Origin of the sequence: Catenulispora sp. MAP12-49, from assembly GCF_041262705.1 — a bacterium.
In the GTDB taxonomy this organism is placed as follows: Bacteria; Actinomycetota; Actinomycetes; order Streptomycetales; family Catenulisporaceae; genus Catenulispora.
This window is the reverse complement of record NZ_JBGCCP010000019.1, coordinates 1-20965: the sequence shown is the minus strand read 5'-3', so window position 1 is coordinate 20965 and position 20965 is coordinate 1. Positions and strand designations below refer to the sequence as shown.

The following is a 20965-nucleotide window of genomic DNA, read 5'->3' as shown; positions in this document are numbered from 1 at the left end:
GGCGAATCGGACGCTACTGCTGCACTCACGCTCAGTAGGTATACGGTCCATATACCGTCACCGTGCGGCATCGGCCAGCAGGAGTAGCGATGGACGACTTGGATATCGGCCTGCGGGTCAAGACGCTGCGAACGGCGCGAGGCCTGACCCAGCAGCAGCTCGCCGACCTCCTGTCCAAAAGCCTGATCTGGGTCAAAACGTTCGAGGGCGGACGCCTGCAAGTCGACCCGCGCCTCAGCCTGTTGAAAGACCTCGCCGCGGCGCTGTCGGTGCCGCTATCCACCCTCATGGGCGACAGTGGGCAGGAGCCGGTTTCCCCCATCGACGACGTCCGCGCCGCATTACTCGCCCCGACTCCGCTAAGCGACCCCGGCGGTATGAACATCGCCCAGCAGGCGGCCTATGGACACTTCGCTTTTCAGGCCGGACGCTGGCAGGACGTCGTTGCACTGCTTCCGCGCCTCATCGACGCGGCACGCGCCGCTGAAGGCGGGGCCGGCGAGCCGCGGGAGCTAGGCCAGCTCGCCGACGTCTGCCACCTCGCCGCCATCACGCTGACGAAACTCGGGGACGCCCCCGGCGGCTGGGCTGCCGGCGACGAGGCCGTGTCCCGGGCCGAGGCCGTAGGCGACCCGATCGAAATTGCCTTGTCGGCCCAGAGCGCCATCTACGCCGCCACCGCGGCCGGTCGGCCCGAGGTGGGTCTGGACATCGCACACCGGGTCATAGACGGGTTCGGAACCGAGCTGGCGGGCCTCGGCGCCGAGGGGATCTCCGCTCTCGGGATGCTGTACCTGAAGGGCGCCTACGCTGCCGCCGGCCTGCCGGACGCCGACGCCGCCGCGGTGATGATTGAGGAAGGGCGCCGGGCTGCGGGACAGGTCGCGCCGGATGCGAACCACCGGCTGACAGGGTTCAACATCACCAATGTTCTGATCTATGAGGCGTCGATCCTCGGCGATCTCGGACGCTACGAACAAGCCCTCGACACTGTCACCAGGATCAGCCCCACCGCCTTTGCGGGGCTGTCGCGGGAACGCCGGGTCCACCACCTTGTTGACACCGCACGGTCCGCGCAGAGGGCGGGGCGCCCCGACACCGCGTTGCGCCTGCTGCTGCAGGCCGAGCGTGACGACCCCCAGAACATCCGTACCTGGGCGCTGTCCCGGACGGTGATCTCCGCGCTGCTCGACGGCCGGCAGCCGGCTGATGGTCGCGGGTTGCACGCGCTGGCGGTACGCGCTGGGGTAGCAGAGTGACCCAAGATGATGAGACCTCGTCCGTGAAGCCGGTGCTCTATCTCGTCGGCTGCGCCACCCCGGCAGTTCTGGAGATCGCCGACCCGATCAAACAGGCGCAGGGGCGCGGCTGGGACGTGTGCCTGATCCTGACGCCGACGGCGGGTCTGTGGCTGGAGTCCGAGCTTGAAGACTTGGCGGCTTTGACCGGCCACCCGGTGCGGATGCGGTACAAGCTCCCCGGGCAGCCCGATGTGCTGCCGCCGCCGGATGCGGTTCTCGTTGCGCCGGCGTCATTCAACACGATCAACAAGTGGGCGTCCGGGCATGCTGACACGCTGGCGCTCGGTCTGATCACCGAGGGGATAGGGAAGCGGCTGCCGCTGGTGGCGCTGCCGTATCTGAACTCGGCGCAGGCCGCGCACTCGGCGTTCTCGCGCTCCGTTGACCAGCTCCGCGCGGACGGGGTGCGGGTGCTGCTCGGCGATGCCGACGACCACTTCCCGCATGTGATCGGCGGGCCCCGGAAGCCGTTCCCGTGGTCGCTCGCGCTGGACGCACTCAACAATACATTGCGTTCGTAGTCCGATCCCAAGATCAGATGGTCCGCATAACACACATTATGCGGACCTCGAATCGGTCTAATCCAGACTTCGTAGCGGGCGCGATTCATGATTGTGAAGCGTGTCGGACTTAGGATTCATGGTTGAGGGGACAAGGCCGATTACCTTGTCACGGTGACCCCAGAACAACCCGTGACGCCCGCAAAGGCGGCATGGCGCAAGTTCCTCTGTCCGGGCTTGCTGGTCGCGGCTGGAGTTGTCGGCGGCGGCCTGATCGCTCACCTGTCTGAACAGTCTCACCGGTGGCGGCCAGCCTTCGGGGACGTGGCGACATGGGCCCTTGTGGTTGCGGCGACATGGGCTGGCTGGAGTGCGTGGGCGCAGCTACAGAAGGTCGACAAGCGGCAGGAAGACCTGACCGAGTTGTTGCGCGCCGCAGAGTCTGCCAAAAGTCTAAAAGCGGTGAAGCTCATTTCCGGGGGGTTACGACGGCCGGGTTGGACGGGTTGGAGGGCTTACCTCTGCGTTCTTTCCAACGGCAGTGGGCAGCCTCTGTCGAATGTTCGTATCTTTTGCCAGGCGCAGGGGCAGTTTTCTTGGAATGCTGCGACGCTCCTAGGGGACGAACAAGCAAAAGCCGCATTGCTGAAGGCGGGAGAATCCATAGTTGCCCTTGAAGACATCCGTCCGTTTGCGGTGTCAACTGCGGAGGGCTTGCCGCCTGCTACCGCTAAGTTGCCGAAGCCCAACTGGTATGCGGAGTTCACCGACCTTACCGGTCAGCACTGGGCACTCGAGGAAGACAAGGCTCCGGCTCGGATTCCGAATCGGGGTTGGCCAGCTCCCGCGCGTAAGTCGTAGCCATCAGGTCGCCGGGGAAGCGGTACTTCAGCCTCACCGTGATGGGTCCGCGGCCGGGGCGTCCGCGGTGCCGTGACGGCCGTGTCAGCGCTGTTCGCGGGCCCGTGGAACCCACTCTTCGTGACCCATGACAAACGCCCGGACCAAGACGGTCCGGGCCTTGAACGTGCGGTCGAGACGTCAGTGGTGGACGGCGCGTTCCCACCCGCCCATGCCAACCTCGCGAGCGGCGGAGATCCACACGGCCTGTGCTCTGCGGATCGGTACCGGGTTGTGCTCGCCGAGCGGGTTGAAGTCCACGGCGGCACCGCCCGGCAGTGCCCTGACAGCCTCGGCGGTGCTGCCCGCGGCGATGGCCACCCGGACCCGTTGCGGGCCGTCGTAGGCGCCGTGGAGCCGGTGAAGCAGCACCTGCAGCGCTACGGCGGCCGACAGCGGCGGGGCGGTCGAGGGTGCCGGCACCTCAGCGTGTTCGGCGGCCAGGATCGGGCCGAGCTCGTCGAGTACGCGCCGCATGAACGGCACGTCCTCCGGGTGCCCTTCGGCGGCGAGCCAGGCGGCCAGGCCAGCCGCTGCGGCGTGCGCGGCCGAGGCAAGCTTGCCCGGGTCGTCGTCGACGAGTGCGGCAGTCCCGACGCCGTCGCGGATCTGCGCCACCAGGACGGACGTCTCCCGGCCGGCTTCGGTGTCGTCGGCGACCTGGCGGCGCGCGTCACGGGCACGGTTGACCGGCGAGGCGACGGCAGCCACGGCGAGCGGCAAGGCGGCGAGGCCGAGGGTCGCCGCGGCGCCGGCGGCGAGGATGGCGGCCGTGCTCATTCGTCGTCGCCGAACAGCGCGTAGTTGTCGCCGCTGTAGTACGGGTCCGCGGCGATCTCCTGCCGGGCGATGTCGGCGCGGCAGTTGTCGCAGACGTAGGTGCCGGCGGCCATCGGCGACGGCAGGACGCAGTCGATGGTGTGGGCTTTCGGCCCGGCGCCGTGGTGATCGGGGCACTCGTACAGGCAGCGGGCGGGGTGCGTGTCGGTCATGGTGGTGATCTCCTTGTGGCTGAAACTGGCGGGTGCAGGCAGGTGAGGTGAAGCGGCCGACGTCCGCGAAACCGGGTTTCCGGGGTCTCGCGGACTGCCGATCTCACTCGCGCCGGCGGGTTAACTGGGCTCATCCGCCCTGACCAGCGCATATGTAAAGATCTTGACCGGGTGAGGTTAGGGATCTAACTCCGATCGCCGAACCTAACCCGTGATCACTTGTCGTTTTCGGACCGTTCGGCGAGTGCGCGGCGGACCGTGGCGGGGTCAAGTGGCCACGTGTTGCCCGTCGACGGAACCTTGATCCCGTGCCCGGCGAGCAGCTTTACCAGCGCCGTGCCGGTCAGCTTCGTGTAGGCCGGCCACGTCGGCGCAAACCGCCGCAGCAGGTGCGGCACGTCCGCGATCCGCGTGGCCTCGGCGCCGAGGACTTCGTCGAGATCGGCAAGCAGGTCCCGCTTCTCCAGCCGCTCCGGCGCCTCCAACACCTTCGCGTTCGCGGCCTCGACAGCCCGCGTCATCAGCGGCGTGATCTGGTCCAGGTCCCGCGTGATCGAGATGAAATGAACCTGGATCAGGTCCGACCGCTCGCCGGTGATGCCCTTGGCCAGGCACACGCCCCGGTCCACGCCCGGCAGCAGCTCGGTAGCGCGATGCCCGCCCCGGTATGCGCCCTGGCCGAGCAGCGCATCGTTCGCGACGTGGTCGCCGACAGCGAAAGCGAGGCCGTTGGAGCAGTTGCGGGTGACGTCCCGCGGAATCGAGTCCTTCGTCGGGGCCTGCGTCGATACGATCTGGTGGACCGCGCGCTTACGCCCGAGGCGCACGTTCTCAATGGTCAGGGCTGCGATGTCTTTGCCGTGCTTCGCATGGTTGAACGCGATGTGCGCTTCCTCCAGCAGCGTCATCAGCGGCCGAAGCCGCGGTTCGGCGTTGGCGAGCTTGCGCGTGACCTCCGGCTCCTCGTACTCGATCAGCAGCCGGCCGCGGGCCTGAATCTCCTCGTGAAGCAGCTCGCAGTCCTCGCGGATCAGCTCGATCAGCTCGTCCTCGGCGCCCATCACGTACCGGGAACAGCGGGCCTTGAACCCCTCGAAGTCGAAGTTCGCGTCCGGAACCCAGATTCGCAGCTCACACGACGGGTCCAGGGCGGCGCCGGCCATCAGGGCGCGCGCCGCCGAGGACTTGCCCTGACCGGGCATGCCGCCGACGATCGTGTTCCGGCCGTTGACCGGCGCGCTGATCAGGTCTCCGCGCAGGGTCCGCCCCAGCGGGAAGCCCTTGAAGAAGTCCGCCTTGCCTTCGGTGAGCAGCGGGTACGGCCCGGCGCCCTCCTCGAGGCGGCCCTTGTCCGCGATCCACAAGTTCAGGATCCCGGCCTCGGCGCCGACGGTCGGGAACACTTCCTTGGCCGCCCGGTGCAGGCCAGTGGCCAGGTCGGTGCGCCGCTTCGCGACCTTCTCGGCGCTGACACCGTGGGGCAGTCGCAGCGAGGCGTAGGTGCCGCGTCCGTCCTCCCGCGCGGGGACCAGGTACTGCAACGGCATGCCCTTCTTGATGTACTCCGTCACGCCCTGGATCCGCAGAGCCTTGATCGCGAGGGTGATGGTGCGCTCGTCGATAACGAGGTCGTCACCCTCGACGGAAGTCACGAGCCATCCCGGCATGTCAGCCCGCTTGCGGCCGGTCTGCCACAGCGCGGCGACGCCGGCGAACATGCCGGCCAGGACCGCCGGCGGCCACAGAATCGACACCGCCGTGATGATGAACTTCACCACGTCGGCGGCGTCGATGAACGGCGTAGCGACCTGGTGCGGGTCGTGTTCGGCGGCGGCGAGGCACACGCCGATGACCAGCAGCAGCCCGGCCGCGGTCGCGGTGCCGTAGGCGCCGGACTTCGCGGCGTGCACCGGTGCGTGGAGCAGCTGCATGCGCCGGGCGTGCTTGTCCGCGAGGTGCCGGTGCTTTCTCTCCTCCCACAACAGCGCGGTGGCGTGGTCGCCCTGCGATTCGGCGACCCGCATCATCCGCTCGTGCCGCGCGGTCGAGCGGGTATCACGCCGCTGACGTGCGGTGATGGCTACGCCCTGCGCAACGTAGGCGGCGTGCCGGACGGCGGTGCGGGTGTGCTTGTGCGTGGCGACGGTACGGACGCGGTGGAAGTACCGGCGCGACTCGTCGGGCGCCTGATCCTGCGGCTCGTCGCCGACGTCGGGTTCGGGTGCCGGCTGCGGGTCCTGCTCCGGAACGGTGTCCGGCGCGACGTCCGAACTCGCCGGCGGCGTGTAGGGGTCGAAGCCGAGGGGTTTGACCTGGAGCGGGATTTCCTCGGCCCTGGTGTGGCCGTTGATCGTGTGTTCGAGCATTGCGGTTTCCTTCGCTGCTAGCGCCCAAACCGTCGGCACCTGGGTCCAGGACGCCGACGGCGGCAGGTCGGTCAGCTGGTCTTGTACGAGTCCCAGTCGGGCAGGTCGCGCAGCCTGGCCAGGATCTCCAGCTGCTCGCGCGGGGTGTTCGACTCGTCGGCGGGGGCGTTGGCGTCCCAGTTCCACGGGCCGGCGTTGCCGGCTTCGCGGTAGGCCTTGTGTGCGGCTTCGTCGTGCTGGTTCTTGGCCATGTCAGGGCCCTTTCTGGCTAGTAGTGGGCGGACGCCGTCTGACGCCCCCGTGCCGCCCGGCCGGCCGCGCTCCAGCCGGCCGAGCAGCACCGGGAATCAGCCGCCGTGGCCGTTCACCGACGCCGGCGCCTGGCCGTTGACCGCGTTGAAGGCCCACGTCTTCGATCTGCCGAGCCGGTCACCGATCTGCTGATAGGACAGGCCTTGCCGCTGGAGTTCACGCGCCTGCTGGACCGGGTCCGCGGGCTGCGGTGAAGGCAGGGTGTTAACGGGCGCACTGAACGGGCTGGCCTGCGGGGGGAACGGCCGAGTGAACGGCGACAGGACGTTGAGAACGGGCCGGTTCTGGGGCGTCTGCGTTGCGCCGATTCCGAGTCGCTTCAGCGCGTCGTTGAACGCCGAATCTGCCAGTTGCTCATGGACCGCCGACGGGTCGCCGTGCATGAGGGCATGGGTGGTCAGCCGCATCCGCGCCCGGTCGGCGCGTGCGTCCGGCAACCACGGACGCCGCCAGGACCGCGCGGCACGGTCGGTCGCCCGCAGGTACCGCGAGACGCGGCGGCCGGCCTCAACACCCTGGACGGTCGTGTCGACGGCGTCCGCCAGGCGCAGCGCCACGAAGATGCGCTCCGGGGTGATGCGCCAGCGCACCGGGCCGGAACGCCGGCCACCTGCAGCACGCGCCTTCTTCTTCGCCGCCATCAGGTCCCGCGTCCACAGCAGCGCCACCACGAGCGACACCAGGACGCGCATCAGCACTTCTTGCGCCGAGGCGGCGTCCGTGGAGGACATGACGCCGGAGGCCAGCGCCAGCGCCACCACGAGGAACCAGTCGATGCCGGCGTCGTTGCCCTTCTCGACGTTGTCCCGGGCCCGCAGGGCGCAGGCCAGCAGCGCGATCTCCATGAACGCGAAGAGCACGACCCGGAACCCGACCGGCAGGCCCATCGTGTGGCTGAAGAACTTCCACATGCCGGTGGCCTGCACGGAGGTGGCCAGCAAGCCAGCGACGTTGATCAGGGCCGAAATACGCCGTTCGCGGCCGGTGGCCCGGATGGCGTTGCGCCCCATCAGCGCCGTGACCAGCAGCAAGGCCAAGCCCAGCATCGCCGTGACGCTGGCGCCGATGTAGGACCAGGGCGCGTTCGCGGCGGCCCAGTGTGTGAAGGTGGTGGTGGTCACAAGGTCACCGCCTGCGGGTCGTCGACGACGTCCAGGCCGCCGATCCGGGCCGCGAACCGGGCAGCGTCCTCGACACCGCGCGTGTCGATGGTCATCGCCGTGAACTTGGCGATGAACTTGAACTTGTTCGCGTCCAGCCGGCACTCCTGTGCCTCGGCCTCGGCGACCAGGTCGGCGAGGAGGGCGGCGAACGCGCCGAGGACGATGAGCGGGGACACGGCGATGGGGGACGGCGGGCTGTTTACCGCGTCTCGCGGGTTGTCGTTGCTGGTCATCTGGGGTCACTCCATTTTTCGATCAAGGCGGGAAGGTTCGGGAATCGGCGCATGATCGCCGACCAGGCCTCGTCATCGATCGCTGCGAGTGAGCCGATCGCGGCGGGCAGGTGGCCGGCCTCCAGCGACGCCAGACCCACCTCCAGCAGCCCGGCGGCGGCCAGGCCGATACCGGGCCGCGGCGGCAGGGCGGGCGTGTCCATCACGCGGCCTCGTCGACCCAGGTGAACTCGACGCCGACCAGGTCACGCGGGGCGGTGGCGCACACGACGCCGTCGGCATCCGGGGCCGGGTCGGCGACGATGAAGCCGCGGCGGCGGGCGGAGGCGGTGCGGCGCTCGGCGCAGGTGCCGCCGACGAACGCGACCATCGAGCCGACGGGCAGCAGCAGCCACGGCACGCCGTGGCCGGTGAGGGCGGCGCCGGCGAGCGGCGCGAACGCGGTCATCGGCGCCGAGGCCAAGCCCGCGCGGGCAATCAGGTTGGAGCGCATGAGGTTGTCCTTCGCAGGGTTCGGGTGCGGCCGGGGATGCCGCGTAGCAGTCCGTGAGCCCCCGTGACGGCCCGCCCGCCGTGATGGCGCGGACGGACCGCCAGAGCGGCTCAGGGCCGCTATGCGGGCAGTCGGTACGGCTCCGGGCAGCAGCCGCAGTCACAGCCGCACCCCGACGAGCAGGCGGACGGCGCGCACCCGCAGGACAGGCAGCCACCGGCCATCGAGAACCCGGACGGGCAGCCGTTCGGGCACGGCACGAGGACACCGGGCTTTGCGAAGATCCGGCCGGTTCCGAAGCACACGTCGCAGCCGCGGACGATGACCGGGACGGGACGGGTCAGGACAGCGGCGCTCACTTGGCCACCCCCGCCCCGGCGTGCGACGCCAGCTCGGCCAGCGCCTCATCGGAGATGTCCACGTGCCACTCGCCGCGCTGCGCCGTCGCCTCGGCGCGCTTCACGCGCTCCTGCAGCAGCTTCAGGCAGCGACGGGACCGCTCGGCCGCCGCCAGGTCGCCGGCGGACTCGGCACTCTTCACGCGACCCCGCCAGTACGGGATCGCGTCCCGGTACTCGGCGAACGTCAGCGGCGAGTCGTCCTCAGCCGGCACCGGCCGCGCCTCGGAGGCGTAAACGAAGCCGAACAGCGCCGTCATCAGGTCAACGTGGTCCGAGCCGTTGCGGACCGGCGGGAAGCCGTGCGCCTCCAGCACCTTGCCGACGTCGTACATCAGCCCGAAGCTGAAGCGCGGGTCGCCGTCGGACTCGGGCCGGGGCAGCGGGTAGGCGCGGGCGGTCACTTCGCACCGCCTTCGGTGCTGGCGCGCGGACCGGGGACGAGGGGAACGCCGGCGCGCTCACACTGCGCGAGTATCGCCAGGGCGTACTGCCGGGCGACCGTCACCGGCACGTCGTAGGGCCCGGTGTGGTTGACCGCCAGGCTGATGCTCACGCCCTCGTCGGGCGCGGCGCCGAGCATGACGGACAGCGCCTTGGCCATCCAGGGCTGCCAGCCGTCGGCGTCGGTGGCGTCGACAGTGACGTTCGCGCTGAGGCACACGTCGGTCTCGTCGACGTGGGTCGCGCACCATGCCGGGCAGCTGCGGGCGGCGTTCGCTATCGCGGTGGTCACAGGGTCACCTCGGCCAGCTCGGGCGCGAATGCGACCTTCAGCGACGGCGCGGTGCGCTTCATCGGCACCTCACCGAGGCCGTTGGCGACGAAGATGGCGCGGATCGCCTCCAGGTCGGCAACCTCACGGGCGTTCTCAACGCGCTCGACCTGGAACAAGCCGTAGCGGCCGGCGGGCAGCCGGTCCAGGATCTTCCGACTGGCGCGCTTCACGCGGTCGGCCGTGCGGGCCTGCTCCGAGGCGGTCACGAACTTCTCGGCCGCGGCCTCGATGTCCGCCAGCGGCGGCAGCTCGTCGGCGGTGTACAGGCCGGCCGGGTCCGGGGCGGTCTGCGGGGCGACGACCACGGGCCGCGCGGCCGGGGCGAGCAGGCCACGCAGGACGCGGCGGGCGGTGATGGTGCCCTTGCGCAGGCGGTTCAGCGCGGGAGCGGGGCGGTTCATTAGGGTGTTCACAGGATCCTTGCCCTTCTGTGGAGGGTTGGTGATCTAGGCCCCGTATCGGTGTTGGCGCACCGAGCGGGGCCGCCCTGTTGTAGGACTGGCTATTCGGCGACGTGGCCGAGGTGGTAGCGGTCGACGCAGGTCTCGCAGGCCCGGACCTGGTCGCCGTCCTCGGTGAGGCGGTCGTACAGGTCGGCCGAGGCGTGGCCGCATATCGCGCAGTCGTCGAACTCTCCGGCGAGACCGGCGAGGACCGAATCGACCAGAGCGGCCGTGACCGTAACGATGTGGCGGGTCCCGGTGCGGGCGGTGGTGGTCATTTCGGCTGCCTCCCTTGCCAATGTTTCCTTGACAAGGAAGACGCTACGCCTGGTCAGAAACTTTGTCAATGAGAGACTTGCAACCCGGATCGGAGAATGCGACGATCAGCGCGACCACCTACAGACCAAGGACACGGACATGGCCGACGATTACCTGACCCTCGCCGACCTCGCGGAACTCCTCGGCGTCAAGACAGAGACGATCAGCTTCTACCGGGCCCACTCCAAACCGGGGCGCCGCTACGCCGATCATCCGTTCCCGACCGAGGATCGCCTCTTCGGCCGGTCGCCCGTATGGGCTGCGAGCCGCCGAGATGAGATCAAGGCATGGGGCGCGGGGCGACCTGGCCAAGGCGCTGGCGGCGGCAGGCCCGCGCGCGCTCCGAAGGACGAGGATTGAGCCCCCGCGGACCTGGTGGAGAAGCGCCGACTCGGGTTTGTACGCGAGCGCCAATACGGCGGCAGCAACCGCCATTCCGGCCGCCGCCCACCGCATGAACCACAACGCCATGTCGATGCACTGCCACACTCCGCGCCAGCCATTGAGGGATTGGCGCGGTAGCGCGCGCCTGTCGTAGTGGGCAAGCGCAGCGCGGGTAAACCACCGCCCAATCCGAGTGAGGCTCACGGTGCTACCTCCGCATGGAAGCGAACCGGGACGATCGCCTTCCGCCAGTGGGGGAGTCTGGTCGCGTTGGTCGCGCGTTGGTCACGTACTCGCGACCATCGGCGCATCAGACCTGGTACCCACTGACAGCCTTTGATAGGCTGACCTGCATAAACGGTGTCATTCGGCATCGTCTGACACCTCGCGACACGAATCGTCCCCGACTTCTAATCCGATGGTCGCAGGTTCGAATCCTGCCGGGGGCACTCGTTCAAACTCTTGTTCACCGAAGCTGAGCTGGGGTTTTTGTTTTCCCCGAGTCGAGTCGTCGCGACTCTTGGTGCGGGTGTTCGAGTCGCGGGCTCGAGTTTCGGGAAATGCAGAAGTGTCCGGGTACGGTCCGGGTACGGCCGTACCGACTCCGTACCTGATCTTGGTTGCGGGTTCGATTTTCATGGCGGTGGATGTCGCTTTGTGTCGTCCGGCCAGGCGGGTCGATTTGAAGGCCTGGGAAACGGTATTGCCAGGTCACGGGCAGTGCCTGAGTGCGTCGCGTGCTGCCGGACAACCCTGTGGCGTGGCAATCCGTGCCACACGGTCTCTACCGTCTTGGCAGAAGCGTCCGGGTACGGTCCGGGGACGGACTCGTATAACTGGCCCTGCCAAGCCAGGCATAGTTCGCGCGCGCTTCTGCGGGTCGAGCCGCAGCGGCTTGTGCCGCCGGCCGGTCCGGCGTCTCCGAGTGTTGTAAGACTGCGTGCTCTGCGATCCCGTACCTACTCAGCACCGGTCGTGCGGCGCGGTTCGCCACCACCACTGGTCCAGGCGGATTTCCGGGCCATAGGCGAAGTTTTCCCAGACTGACTGCAGCGGCTGGAGGCTTCCAAGTTCGGATCAGCCCTATATGGAAACAGCACAACCTCAGTCACCGTTCGGCGATCGGCTGGTGGCGAGCGTTGCCAGGGACTGGAACCCCGAACCCGCGGATTAAGAGAGGATCGCGCGAAGTCCGCTGGTTGGGGCTGTGTGTGCTGAACGTGTCAGCTGGGGAGATGGTCTAGGCCGACGTCGCGGGCTCGACCTCGGTACGAGTTCTCCAGCTCTTCCGGTGGATCAGCTCTTTCTTGAGGGTGGCGTTGACGGCCTCGGCCAGGGAGTTGTCGTAGGAGTCGGCCACGGAGCCGACGGTGCGGCGGGCCCCCGCACGCAACGACAGCCTGGCGCGAGCGTCAGGACCGTTGAGCGAGCTCCGCCTCGGTGGCCTATTCGGCTGTCAGGTCGCGGCACATGGCGTTCAGCCCGTCGCGCGCGTCGACTGGAACAGTGCCGTAGACGTGACCGGGCCGATGGCGACGAGGTGTCGTTCGAACAAGGTGTCCGGGGTGAAGCGCCACGTTCCGGTAGACACGACCGGCACCGTGCTCAAGGCGTGCGTCAGTCTGGCGTACAGCGGAGACCGGGACGGGGCCATGATGCTGCTGGCCAGGGTCAAAGCGTATGGCGGCTTCTGCGGCTGAATCGCATCTGGGCCGATCAAGGTTACAGCGGCGCGTCCTTCCGGGCCTGGGCTCGTGTGGGAACGCCGCCTCCGGAACGCGGGCCGGCGTTCATCCCGCTGCCCTGCCGCTGGGTTGTCGAGAGAAGTCTGGCTTCGCAGGGCCGCTGCCGTCGCCTGGCCTGAGGCTAAACAGTCCGCGCCGCTGCCTCCGAGATCGTCATCTACCTCGTGATGAGCACGCTCCTGCTAGGACGCGCGGCCCGCCGCGCCTGCCTGACAACTTCTCAGATACCCACTAGCTGAGCGAGTTGGAGACAAGGTCGGATATGTCGGCCGCCGGGTTGCACCAGTCAGTGCGCGATGGGTGGGTGACGGTCACGACGTTGACTCCGCCCTCGCCGGCGTGCGCGCGGCTGGTCCAGCCCCGATTGTTGGTCTCCACGAATTCGCCGCACTGTCGGTCTGCGTGTAGGCGGCGGCGGACATAGGAGCCGGCCGTCTGCCCGAAGCAGACGACGGCCCGCACCTGTAGAGATTCGATCACGGCCTGGTGGAACGGCCAGCACGCGTCGGCGTATTGGAGCAGCTGTCGGCGCGTCAGCGACGCCTCCTGCTGGCTGCGCGCGAACACGAGGTTGCTGGATGCGACTTCTCCTGGATCCAGCGAAAGCCGTCGCAACAGATGTAGCACCCGCGGCTGGAGACCCCACGTGCCGGGCTCGCCACCGCACCAGGCCTCGTCGCGGTAGGCCGACCAGTTGCCAGGGTGTGAGGCGACCTCGGCCGGGTGCCTGCCTATCGTTTCGGTCCGATAGGCGTCCGGGTCACCGCCGGGGTTGAGGCCGAGTAAGTACAGCGGGGACATCGAGGAGAACGCGTCGCGACCGGAGTAGAAGACCCGCCCGGACACGCCTGCAAGCTCACCCGGCACCAGGGCAGCAAAGCGATCAAGACCGAGTTTGTCAGTATCCAGGCGGCCGAGCGGCTTCCGGGGCATGTCGAACAGTGTATGTGCCCGGCTGACTAAGGCGAGGGGTCACCGGTGCGCCGAATTGCCATCGCCGAATCCGAGAACCGACTTGGCCTCGGGGCGCGCCAGGTCGAAGGGGACGACGTTCCTGGCATCCAGTCCGCCGTGCGCGGCGAATCGCTTGAGCAGAACGCGTGAGACGAGGTGCTGGTCGGTGACCGCTGGCGCCGGATCCTGCAGAACCCGTCGGACGTCCTCCAAGGCGTCGGCCACCTGCACCGCCATTTCGTCGCTCATCCGGCAATGGTGATAGGTCGGACTGACAACGTCCTGTGATTTCACCGACCACGGTGGGCAGCAGGCCAATTCAGGACTGGCGCGGTATGCAGAGTTGACGACTGCGCCCTGGGTCAGAATTCTGCTGGTTACGGCGCGCGTCACTAAGGGTGTGGCTTTCGAAGACTTGACCGAGAACTCGCCGAGGCACTATCAAGTCAACTCTTGGATGGATTTTCGACTGTTCCAGGGCTGGTTCTGTCGCACGGTTCAGTCGGGTCTTCGGGTCCGGGATCAACGTGGGGGATGGAGAGCAGGTGATCAGCAGCGACATGGCGACCGCGATTGTGTGCTCGGACTCTAGCCCCGTCAGACTTCGTGCTCAACCGAGGTGTTCGCACACTGCCGCTCACTGGGGAACTCGGAGCGGAAGGGATCCCCCGCATGCACGAGCAAGGCGAGCTTGTCGAGCTGTGGCGCCTCACGCAAGACATCGAGCGCTTCGGCTCTGACCTCGTCGTGCGTGGGTGCGATGCGCACGCCGTGATCGCCTTCGTTCAAGCGTTGTGTCAGAGACTTTCCATCATCGACTACGGATTCATGTCGGTGTCATGGTGAAGTCTGAGAAGACCAAGAGCCCGAGGGGGGTATTGTGGTCGATGTCCGGACCGTGAGGTCGCTGGTCTATCTGATCTGGCAAGAGAAGTGGGGTTTAGCTAAGGTCGGCATTGGTGACATCGACACCGGTCGTGTTGAGGACCATCAGGACTATGGCTTCATTGCAGCTGGCCAGGTTCTATTCGGCACCCGTGATCAGGCCGAGGCGCTCGAAGACGCGGTACTCACCTCCTGGCGCAACAGGGGTCTGGAACCAGTTCTCGCCGGTGACGCTGACTACGAGCGCTGGAAGTCGACGGTGGGCGGGGCCACGGAGACCGTCTCCCTGGACCAGGCGGGAAGTCTAGTTGCACTGTGGGACGGGATAGTCACCCTGGCCGAGGCGCACGGAGACTGGATCACGGTCCAGCGGTTCAACAACGGTTCGCCGCCGAGCACCCTGTGTTGTCCACCTGCTATTTTCCGCAACCCCCGCGACCTCGATTCCGAAGAGCTGCGTCACGAGTCCCAGATTATGTGGCTGGAACCTCCGGAGAAACACGAATACGTCCGTCAGAGGCTATACGACTCGGCGCACCGGAAGGGCCATCCCGCCGACCTGTTCGGAATGTCGAGGAGTCGCGAGATACGTCTGGTGGGCTATGCCGAGCTTGTGCGCGGGGCTCCCTCCACCAGCCCGACGGGACCCCAACGGTTCCGGCGCAGAGCCTTCTATGTCACTTCGCGCGACCGCAGCAGCAGGCCCGATGGCGCCTATCGCATGGCATGCCCGATCGAGGCGGTCGATCCGCTCACCGTCGCTGAGCGAGTCAGCGGCCGGTTGACTGACCGCGCGTGGGGAGGACCCATCCCGCCGCCGGTGAGGATTGACATGCCGTGCCCGTGGCGGCATCGATACAGCGATGACCCACTCGACCGGCCCTGCCAAGGCAACAAAGAAGAGGATCCAGACTGGTGGACGAGGTGGCATAGCACTTGGTGAACCTGACCGCGAGCCGGCCCGGGTTCTGGTTTCTGATCGTGCTGGAGGCCAGGCCGACTGGTTGCCGACCGCTGGCTGTGAACCGTGCGCCCGGGAAACGCGATGGCCAGCTCCGTGGAGGCGTCCCCTCAATCCGGTAGGTTTCCGAAGTCCTTGTCGGCGCTGCCGCAGAGTAGGAATACGAACCGTGCGAGATCAGTCCGTAGATCAGCGATGTCGAAGCCGTCGGTGTTGACGAATCTCGCCAGCGACGCGGCCAGGGTGCTGTTGTCCGGGCTACCGAGCCAGGTGCGTTTGGAAGTCCAGTAGCTCGGCGAGCTCAATCGCGTCCTCGGCTGCCAAGCCCGTCGCGGGCTCGGGCCCGTCGTGGTTATGCATGCGGCGACTCGGAGCGGCTTCGGGGCAGCAGCGTCAAGACGCCCGCGCCAAGCAACTCGGCGCGACGCCGGACATCGAGGTCCGGCTCCGCGCCGAGATCACCAAGCTGAAGAAGACAACCGCGAACAAGAACGAAAAGCTCAAGCAGCTCGAAGCCGACCTCGCCGCGCCGATTCGGGCCGTTCACGTTCTCACGTTGGAGAATCAGGCGTCGCGCGAGCAGCTTGCTCAGCCGCGCACCAACGTAGTCGCCGTCTGCCAGCGTTCTGGAGGCTCGACTTGTTGACCTGGCAAAGAGACCCGGCTTTGTTGCATGCTCGATCAGGTATAGGCTCAAGCGCCTTGTTCCAAACGCAGCTACTGACGCGGTCGCCGTAGAGGATCCCAACATGTTGATGCGTAAGATCGCGTTGTTGTGGTTCGTAATTGCGGTTATCGTGGCCGCCACCACTGCAGCCCTTGGCACCTATCTTCTGCGGCCCAGCTCGACGTCCCCTTCTGCCGATTCTACGATCTCCCACTCGTCGGCGCTGTCTTCCACGGCAGCACCCACTATCCCGGGCGTAGTCGCCGTCCTTAACCACATGAACGGCGGCTTGGGGAATGACGAGTACCGGGTTGGTCCCGACATTGACGGCGGCGTCTACCAGAGCCTGGGGCCCGAGCACAGTGGAACGCCCTGTACATGGGTCGTACTCAAGGATGCTTCCGGGCAGCCGGACGCCGTAGTTGCGAGCGGGACCTCGTTGGGTGGTCCCGACACCGTGAGAATCCTGTCGTCCGACTACAGCTTCCGCAGCTCCGGCTGTGCAACGTGGTGGCCCATCGGGCGCTGAACCAGTGATCGCCGATGTGGGCATCGGAGACTGCTATCCCGCACTGGTGGGGCGCATCGCTAACCATGCTGCAAGATCCCCCAGCCGATGCGGATGAGCGTTGCGGTAGCCTCGCCAGCGAGTGTTAGACAGCTGTCGTGGTGCGGTATCAGTGCAGCGCCGCGCGGATCGACGCCAACTCGCGAGTCACGCGTTCGAGGGCGGCGTCGAGCGCCACCGTCGGATCGTCATCAGTCCAGAACTCCACGACTCGCGCAAGCTGGGTATCCCAGAGGGCCATTTCGTCGTCGCTGGCCTGGATGCCCAGGTGCTTGGCGAGCTTGGCGAATCCTTCGCCGGGCAGACCGGTCTCCTTTGTGACGACCAGCGCGGAGAGCATCGGCCGACCTGTCCTACTCCAAAACCCTGCTACTGGGTGTGACCTGGGGTTTTAAGCCGCCGTTCGATACTTGTTGATCAAGCCTCCGAGTCGTTTTCGGCGGCGGATCTCGTTGATAGGCACTGGCATTGGGATCACGTTGGATCGATCGTCCGGTGCACGCAGACCCATTTCGTGGCCTTGATGAGAGCGGCCGGAGTTGTAGTGCTCGAGGTATTCGCCCAAGATCCGACGTAGGTGGTGCTGCCCGACTATGAGGAGACGGTCGCAGCATTCGCGGCGGATCGAGCCGATCAGCCGCTCCGCGTAGGCGTTCATCCTCGGCGCCTGCGGCGCGGTCAGCAAGGACTCGACACCGATCGAGGTGAACACCGCGTCGAAGGACTCGGTGAACTTTGCATCCCGGTCCCGGATCAGCCGGGTGAAGCGGTGCCCGGCCTGCTCCAGATCGGCGGCGAGTTCCCGGGCGACTTGAGTGGCCCAGGCGTCGGTCGGATGGTCGGTGACGCCCAGCAGATGGGCCCGGCGGCTGCCGACCTCAATGACGACCGCCGCATACAGCCGCTTCAGCATCACAGTGTCGACATGCAGAAAGTCGATTGCCAGAATCGTCTCTGCTTGGGAGCGCAGGAACGTTCGCCATGTGTCGTTACACCGGTCCGGAGGCGGGATCCTGCGCGAGCGGAGGATCCGTCGGATCGTGGAGGCGCCGATGCGGTGACCGAGCCGGCGCAGTTCGCCCTGGATCCGCACCGTACCCCAGCTCGGGTTCTCGCTCGCGAGCCGGACGATCAACGCCACCACATCGGCCGGGATCGGTGGACGACCTGGCGGTTTGGGCTGGCGCCACTTGTTCGCGATCAGCCGGCGATGCCACCGCAGTAGCGTGCCGGGGGTCACCAGCCGGTGTGCCCGCAGCGCCTTCGGCAGGACCCTGGCCAACGCGGACAAGACTGCCCGATCGGACCAGTCAATCCGCGGCTTCGGATTGGTCCGGCGCAGCACCGCAACCTCATGCCGGAGCGCAAGTAATTCCGCGTCCTTCGATGCCGAGGACCGGGCCAACAACACCAGCCAACCCAGTACGCTGACGAAGATCCGATACAGCAGACCGACAGCCACGGGACGTGATCCTCCCAGATGCCCCGTCCCAGGTCACACAGGCCGAGTATTGGCGTAGGACAGGCGTCTGCAGACGGGGTTGCGACCGCCTAGGCCAGATGAACCGGCCTACGGCAGCGCCCACTCCATCATGATCTTGAAAGATCGCAGGTCAGCGGCCTGTGTGGCATGGACCGATCTGCATGGAGCCCCGCCAGGGGTACCCTCTGACCGGGTGTTCGATCGTAAGAGCGCTGTGTGACAGCAAGCTGACGCCGCAGCATCAGGATCTCGACGCTCTTCGCCGCCGAATCTTACCTGGCCAACCGCAGACTCGAGAACATCCGGGTCACGACCAGATAGATCAACCTTAACCTCATGATATGGCATCATCCCAGCTCGCAGTGATTGTCGGCACCCTCAGTCTGTGCTGCTCCCGGTCAAACGCCGGCATGGACGTAGGCTGCCCAGTCCTGCGGCCTGTGGGGATGCGCGTCGCGTAGTGCGCGGACCACATAGTGCAGCGCGACCGCTGCAGATTCGGCATCGGTCTCGGCGGTGTCCATCGTGGTGGCCAGGCGGTGGTAGAACTCGCGGACAACCGTTCCGGCGCGCGTGCTTTCGATCTCCCAGAGCGTGCCGATCGCTTGGGGGTACCCTGCGACCAGGAACGCGCTGGCCAGATGGATCGCCTCATCGGCCTGTCGCTCCGCGGTCTGCGCCGTGCCGCAGCCCGACAGGAAAGCGAGGCGGGCTGAGGCGGAGCGGGTGCGGAAGATGTCTGTGACGGCCAGTTCCTGTCCGCTCGGTAGGTGGATGCGGCTGCCCAAGGGGCTGGTCGGGTCGGCGACCGCGTGGCAGCTGAAGTGGACCAATTTGGCGGCGGCGAGGGCGTCGAGGACGCGCTCGCGGGTCGCGTCCGTTCCGATGAGCGGGTCGGCGGCCCCCAGATGCTCGGCTGCGATGACGGCGGCGGAGGCGGAACCGGGGATGTGGTCATCGTCCTCTGCGATGATTAGTGCCGGGGTGAGGGCTCCGGAGGTCTGTCGGTCTGTCCTTTGCGTTCCGCGATGCGCGTGGCGGAGTACACGGACGCTGGGGGCGTAAGAGGATACGCAGGCATCCAGGGCGCTGGCGCAGTCGGATTCGGGGCAGTCGGGGAGATTGCATTGTGCTGCGTGCAAGGGCAGAGCGTTGAACGAGCCGCTCGGGACCCACCACACGCGTGGAATTCGTGTTTCGTCGGGAACCGGATCTGTGATGCCGAGGGAGTGCAGGGCGGGTGCGGTGATGCGGTGCCACGTCCAGGAAAGCGTCTCGCGCATCACGCGCGCGGCTTCGACGATCTGGGCCGGTGCGGGTCGGTGCGAGCCGGTTGCGTTGATGGCGTTGAGCGCGGCGTGGAAGCGCTTCGCCGTGGTGGTGAGGTGCGCGGGATCGACTTTGAGCAGTAGCGCCGTGATGCCCGCAGGTCGCAGGATCAGGGCGTGACAGAACGGATCGCCGTGGTTCAGGATGACGATCGGGCCGTCCTCCGCCGCAGCCTGGAGCTGCTCTGCGGACGGTCCGCGCTGGAAGTCCTCGAAGCCCGGTAGCCGGCGGATGCCGGCGGTCAAGTCATCGAGCTCCTGCGACGATCGAAGATCGGCCAGCCGGTCCTGCGCGCTATGACCGATGCCAAGCTGCTGCGCGATCTCTGTGAAACGTCGGGCGAGCAGAGGATGTGACGCCTGCAGGTTCTCCAGATCGGCGTCGCTGTCCAACAGCCGGGCGAGAATTAGACCACGACCTCGCTCCAGGAGCACCGCCGCGCGTCGCGTGAGGTCCGGGACATCACCGGCGAGGCCGAGGACTATGCTCACGATCTCTCGGAGCGTGCCGTCGAAGGTGATGAGCCCGTGGCCGGTCGTGTGGGGATCGCTGCCGTGGAGGGTGACCTGGGCCACGGCTTCGGCGGCGTCCTCGGCGAAGGTGAGTCCGAGAGCCGGGTCCGCCGAGGGTTCGCTGAGGACGCGTCCCGCGATGCCCAACCCTGTCGATGCCCGGTACCAGGCTGGTTTGGTGGGGTCGAGGAGTTCTCGGCGGGTACCTTCGGGATCTGTCAGGACCGAGGTTCCCAGGGAGATGGATCGAAGCAGTTCGCCGAGGTGTCCTTCGACCGGAGGTGCTTGTGCGACCACCGCTGCCAGATCAGCTCGGCGACCGCCGCGGAGCGGGTCCGTGAGCCGCAGCATTACGTCCAGCATGACTTGGGGAAGTGACCCCTCCACACGGTCGAGCCAGGAGACGGCTTCAGTGGCGAGTGCTCGGGCCTGGTCAGGATCCGTGGGCTGGATGGTCGTCGCGCGCAGGACGAGCGCTTTAATCAGGATGTTCGCTGCTAGCGGATGCAGCTCATGGTCGACCGGGCAGCTCGCCGCCGACGTACGACAGCGGTCGAGGAGCGCGTCGGAGATGCCGTTGTCGATGGCGCCGGCCGGTCCCGTAGTCTCGATGAGGTTCATTGCGATGTCCGCGTGGAGCAACGTCTCGGGATCATCGTGCTCCAGCCCTGTCGCGCGGAGTCGGCGGGCGAGATCGAGAGCTGCGTTCCGGTGGGATTCATCGTGGAAGTTCAGGTAGCTGAGCAGGTGGTTATGGATCTCGAGGATCGCCAAGCCGCGTGCCTGGGGGGAGTGGTCGGTTGGGGCCGACGCTTGGGCGTCGGCGATCCGGATGGACTGTTGCAGAACGGCCTCGGATGTGGTTGAAACTCTTCACCACACCCACGTGATCCGAACCCCAAACAGCCCCTCCGGAGAGAACGGTCGGCGGCCGGCCAGCATGGATGACCCCGCTGTCAGCCCTCTCCTGCGCCTTCGGTCTTCTTGGTACGGGCGGCATTCACGTCCTGGCGCTGCCGTACGGCGTCGTGCTTGCGCATGTCTTCTTGCCAGTTTTCGCGGCGCAGGACGCCCTTTGCCGCGAGTGCGACGATATTCGCGATGCGGTTCTGACCGAATGAGCCGGCCTCGACGTAGTTGGCGTCTTCCAACGCATCTCCCAGGAACAGGGACTGCACCGCCGGCGCCCAATGCCGCGTAGTTAAGGTTTGGTAGGGCTCTGTCAAGGCTGGTTATGTGATGGTGTAGGTGGCTGGGGCGGTTTTGGTGAAGTGGCCGTG

The 20965-nt window shown here is 67.0% G+C and carries 26 protein-coding genes; 8 read left to right on the top strand and 18 right to left on the bottom strand.

The window, feature by feature from the left end; genetic code table 11:
- Positions 1–89: 89 nt before the first annotated feature.
- The 3 genes from ABIA35_RS29780 (at position 90) to ABIA35_RS29770 (ending at position 2662) form a co-directional block, all read left to right on the top strand.
- Positions 90–1259 (top strand): helix-turn-helix domain-containing protein, encoded by a 1170-nt coding sequence (locus ABIA35_RS29780; protein WP_370360026.1) that lies wholly within the window; start codon positions 90–92, stop codon positions 1257–1259.
- Between the two features lie 23 nt (positions 1260–1282).
- Positions 1283–1822, top strand: coding sequence for a flavoprotein (locus ABIA35_RS29775; protein ID WP_370360025.1), 540 nt, complete (start codon positions 1283–1285; stop codon positions 1820–1822).
- Positions 1823–1975: 153 nt separating this feature from the next.
- Positions 1976–2662, top strand: coding sequence for a hypothetical protein (locus tag ABIA35_RS29770; RefSeq protein WP_370360024.1), 687 nt, complete (start codon positions 1976–1978; stop codon positions 2660–2662).
- Positions 2663–2842: 180 nt separating this feature from the next.
- On the opposite strand, the gene ABIA35_RS29765 is transcribed toward ABIA35_RS29770, so the two are convergent.
- The 12 genes from ABIA35_RS29765 to ABIA35_RS29710 all read right to left on the bottom strand — a co-directional run bounded on the left by ABIA35_RS29765 (position 2843) and on the right by ABIA35_RS29710 (position 10157).
- Positions 2843–3481, bottom strand: coding sequence for a hypothetical protein (locus ABIA35_RS29765; RefSeq protein WP_370360023.1), 639 nt, complete (start codon positions 3479–3481; stop codon positions 2843–2845).
- Positions 3478–3693, bottom strand: coding sequence for a hypothetical protein (locus ABIA35_RS29760; protein WP_370360022.1), 216 nt, complete (start codon positions 3691–3693; stop codon positions 3478–3480). The genes ABIA35_RS29765 and ABIA35_RS29760 overlap by 4 nt, the downstream gene beginning before the upstream one ends.
- 215 nt (positions 3694–3908) lie before the next feature.
- On the bottom strand, positions 3909–6059 hold the full coding sequence (locus ABIA35_RS29755) for a cell division protein FtsK (RefSeq protein WP_370360021.1): 2151 nt from the start codon (positions 6057–6059) through the stop codon (positions 3909–3911).
- Positions 6060–6130: 71 nt separating this feature from the next.
- The gene (locus ABIA35_RS29750; protein WP_370360019.1) at positions 6131–6310 is read right to left on the bottom strand and encodes a hypothetical protein; all 180 of its coding nucleotides are present in this window, start codon (positions 6308–6310) and stop codon (positions 6131–6133) included.
- A gap of 96 nt (positions 6311–6406) precedes the next feature.
- Complete coding sequence (locus ABIA35_RS29745; RefSeq protein ID WP_370360018.1) at positions 6407–7492, bottom strand: hypothetical protein; 1086 nt, start codon at positions 7490–7492, stop codon at positions 6407–6409.
- Complete coding sequence (locus tag ABIA35_RS29740; protein ID WP_370360017.1) at positions 7489–7767, bottom strand: hypothetical protein; 279 nt, start codon at positions 7765–7767, stop codon at positions 7489–7491. Before ABIA35_RS29740 ends, ABIA35_RS29745 begins: the two co-directional genes overlap by 4 nt.
- Positions 7764–7970: a hypothetical protein gene (locus tag ABIA35_RS29735; protein ID WP_370360016.1), complete on the bottom strand. Its 207-nt coding sequence runs from the start codon at positions 7968–7970 to the stop codon at positions 7764–7766. The genes ABIA35_RS29740 and ABIA35_RS29735 overlap by 4 nt, the downstream gene beginning before the upstream one ends.
- Positions 7970–8260 (bottom strand): hypothetical protein, encoded by a 291-nt coding sequence (locus tag ABIA35_RS29730; RefSeq protein WP_370360015.1) that lies wholly within the window; start codon positions 8258–8260, stop codon positions 7970–7972. The genes ABIA35_RS29735 and ABIA35_RS29730 overlap by 1 nt, the downstream gene beginning before the upstream one ends.
- 355 nt (positions 8261–8615) lie before the next feature.
- Positions 8616–9062, bottom strand: coding sequence for a hypothetical protein (locus ABIA35_RS29725; RefSeq protein ID WP_370360014.1), 447 nt, complete (start codon positions 9060–9062; stop codon positions 8616–8618).
- Positions 9059–9394 carry a hypothetical protein gene (locus ABIA35_RS29720; protein ID WP_370360013.1) on the bottom strand — a complete coding sequence of 112 codons (336 nt, stop codon included), beginning with the start codon at positions 9392–9394 and terminating at the stop codon, positions 9059–9061. Before ABIA35_RS29720 ends, ABIA35_RS29725 begins: the two co-directional genes overlap by 4 nt.
- Positions 9391–9849 (bottom strand): hypothetical protein, encoded by a 459-nt coding sequence (locus ABIA35_RS29715; protein WP_370360012.1) that lies wholly within the window; start codon positions 9847–9849, stop codon positions 9391–9393. Before ABIA35_RS29715 ends, ABIA35_RS29720 begins: the two co-directional genes overlap by 4 nt.
- Positions 9850–9938: 89 nt before the next feature.
- Positions 9939–10157 carry a hypothetical protein gene (locus ABIA35_RS29710; RefSeq protein WP_370360011.1) on the bottom strand — a complete coding sequence of 73 codons (219 nt, stop codon included), beginning with the start codon at positions 10155–10157 and terminating at the stop codon, positions 9939–9941.
- A 139-nt stretch (positions 10158–10296) separates the two neighbouring features.
- Between ABIA35_RS29710 and ABIA35_RS29705 the strand changes: the two genes are divergently transcribed.
- Both ABIA35_RS29705 and ABIA35_RS29700 read left to right on the top strand, forming a co-directional pair.
- Complete coding sequence (locus tag ABIA35_RS29705; RefSeq protein WP_370360010.1) at positions 10297–10557, top strand: hypothetical protein; 261 nt, start codon at positions 10297–10299, stop codon at positions 10555–10557.
- 1589 nt (positions 10558–12146) lie between these two features.
- Entirely contained in the window at positions 12147–12281 is a 135-nt protein-coding gene (locus ABIA35_RS29700; protein ID WP_370360009.1) for a hypothetical protein, read from the top strand.
- 276 nt (positions 12282–12557) lie between these two features.
- Here the strand turns inward: ABIA35_RS29700 and ABIA35_RS29695 are convergent, their stop codons facing one another.
- Together ABIA35_RS29695 and ABIA35_RS29690 are read right to left on the bottom strand one after the other, a co-directional pair.
- Complete coding sequence (locus tag ABIA35_RS29695; RefSeq protein WP_370347593.1) at positions 12558–13259, bottom strand: uracil-DNA glycosylase family protein; 702 nt, start codon at positions 13257–13259, stop codon at positions 12558–12560.
- Positions 13260–13298: 39 nt separating this feature from the next.
- Positions 13299–13529, bottom strand: a complete 231-nt coding sequence (locus tag ABIA35_RS29690) for a hypothetical protein (protein ID WP_370347595.1) — start codon at positions 13527–13529, stop codon at positions 13299–13301.
- A gap of 423 nt (positions 13530–13952) precedes the next feature.
- Between ABIA35_RS29690 and ABIA35_RS29685 the strand changes: the two genes are divergently transcribed.
- From ABIA35_RS29685 to ABIA35_RS29675, 3 genes are all read left to right on the top strand, one after another.
- Positions 13953–14126, top strand: coding sequence for a hypothetical protein (locus ABIA35_RS29685; protein WP_370360008.1), 174 nt, complete (start codon positions 13953–13955; stop codon positions 14124–14126).
- Positions 14127–14160: 34 nt separating this feature from the next.
- Entirely contained in the window at positions 14161–15108 is a 948-nt protein-coding gene (locus ABIA35_RS29680; RefSeq protein ID WP_370347599.1) for a DUF6009 family protein, read from the top strand.
- A 376-nt stretch (positions 15109–15484) separates the two neighbouring features.
- Positions 15485–15772, top strand: a complete 288-nt coding sequence (locus tag ABIA35_RS29675) for a hypothetical protein (protein ID WP_370347601.1) — start codon at positions 15485–15487, stop codon at positions 15770–15772.
- Positions 15773–16470: 698 nt separating this feature from the next.
- Here the strand turns inward: ABIA35_RS29675 and ABIA35_RS29670 are convergent.
- The 4 genes from ABIA35_RS29670 to ABIA35_RS29655 all read right to left on the bottom strand — a co-directional run bounded on the left by ABIA35_RS29670 (position 16471) and on the right by ABIA35_RS29655 (position 20863).
- Entirely contained in the window at positions 16471–16701 is a 231-nt protein-coding gene (locus tag ABIA35_RS29670) for a hypothetical protein (protein ID WP_370347603.1), read from the bottom strand.
- 51 nt (positions 16702–16752) lie between these two features.
- Positions 16753–17823, bottom strand: coding sequence for an integrase core domain-containing protein (locus tag ABIA35_RS29665; RefSeq protein WP_370360007.1), 1071 nt, complete (start codon positions 17821–17823; stop codon positions 16753–16755).
- A gap of 419 nt (positions 17824–18242) precedes the next feature.
- Positions 18243–20459: a CHAT domain-containing protein gene (locus ABIA35_RS29660; protein ID WP_370360006.1), complete on the bottom strand. Its 2217-nt coding sequence runs from the start codon at positions 20457–20459 to the stop codon at positions 18243–18245.
- 182 nt (positions 20460–20641) lie between these two features.
- Positions 20642–20863, bottom strand: a complete 222-nt coding sequence (locus tag ABIA35_RS29655; RefSeq protein ID WP_370347609.1) for a hypothetical protein — start codon at positions 20861–20863, stop codon at positions 20642–20644.
- Positions 20864–20965: the final 102 nt, after the last annotated feature.

Coding starts and splice junctions, on each gene's coding strand:
- ABIA35_RS29780 (WP_370360026.1), top strand. CDS start 90: ATGGACGACTTGGATATCGGCCTGCGGGTCAAGACGCTGCGAACGGCG.
- ABIA35_RS29710 (WP_370360011.1), bottom strand. CDS start 10,157: ATGACCACCACCGCCCGCACCGGGACCCGCCACATCGTTACGGTCACG.
- ABIA35_RS29760 (WP_370360022.1), bottom strand. CDS start 3,693: ATGACCGACACGCACCCCGCCCGCTGCCTGTACGAGTGCCCCGATCAC.
- ABIA35_RS29730 (WP_370360015.1), bottom strand. CDS start 8,260: ATGCGCTCCAACCTGATTGCCCGCGCGGGCTTGGCCTCGGCGCCGATG.
- ABIA35_RS29695 (WP_370347593.1), bottom strand. CDS start 13,259: ATGCCCCGGAAGCCGCTCGGCCGCCTGGATACTGACAAACTCGGTCTT.
- ABIA35_RS29670 (WP_370347603.1), bottom strand. CDS start 16,701: ATGCTCTCCGCGCTGGTCGTCACAAAGGAGACCGGTCTGCCCGGCGAA.
- ABIA35_RS29675 (WP_370347601.1), top strand. CDS start 15,485: ATGCGGCGACTCGGAGCGGCTTCGGGGCAGCAGCGTCAAGACGCCCGC.
- ABIA35_RS29765 (WP_370360023.1), bottom strand. CDS start 3,481: ATGAGCACGGCCGCCATCCTCGCCGCCGGCGCCGCGGCGACCCTCGGC.
- ABIA35_RS29735 (WP_370360016.1), bottom strand. CDS start 7,970: ATGGACACGCCCGCCCTGCCGCCGCGGCCCGGTATCGGCCTGGCCGCC.
- ABIA35_RS29740 (WP_370360017.1), bottom strand. CDS start 7,767: ATGACCAGCAACGACAACCCGCGAGACGCGGTAAACAGCCCGCCGTCC.
- ABIA35_RS29705 (WP_370360010.1), top strand. CDS start 10,297: ATGGCCGACGATTACCTGACCCTCGCCGACCTCGCGGAACTCCTCGGC.
- ABIA35_RS29750 (WP_370360019.1), bottom strand. CDS start 6,310: ATGGCCAAGAACCAGCACGACGAAGCCGCACACAAGGCCTACCGCGAA.
- ABIA35_RS29755 (WP_370360021.1), bottom strand. CDS start 6,059: ATGCTCGAACACACGATCAACGGCCACACCAGGGCCGAGGAAATCCCG.
- ABIA35_RS29685 (WP_370360008.1), top strand. CDS start 13,953: ATGCACGAGCAAGGCGAGCTTGTCGAGCTGTGGCGCCTCACGCAAGAC.
- ABIA35_RS29690 (WP_370347595.1), bottom strand. CDS start 13,529: ATGAGCGACGAAATGGCGGTGCAGGTGGCCGACGCCTTGGAGGACGTC.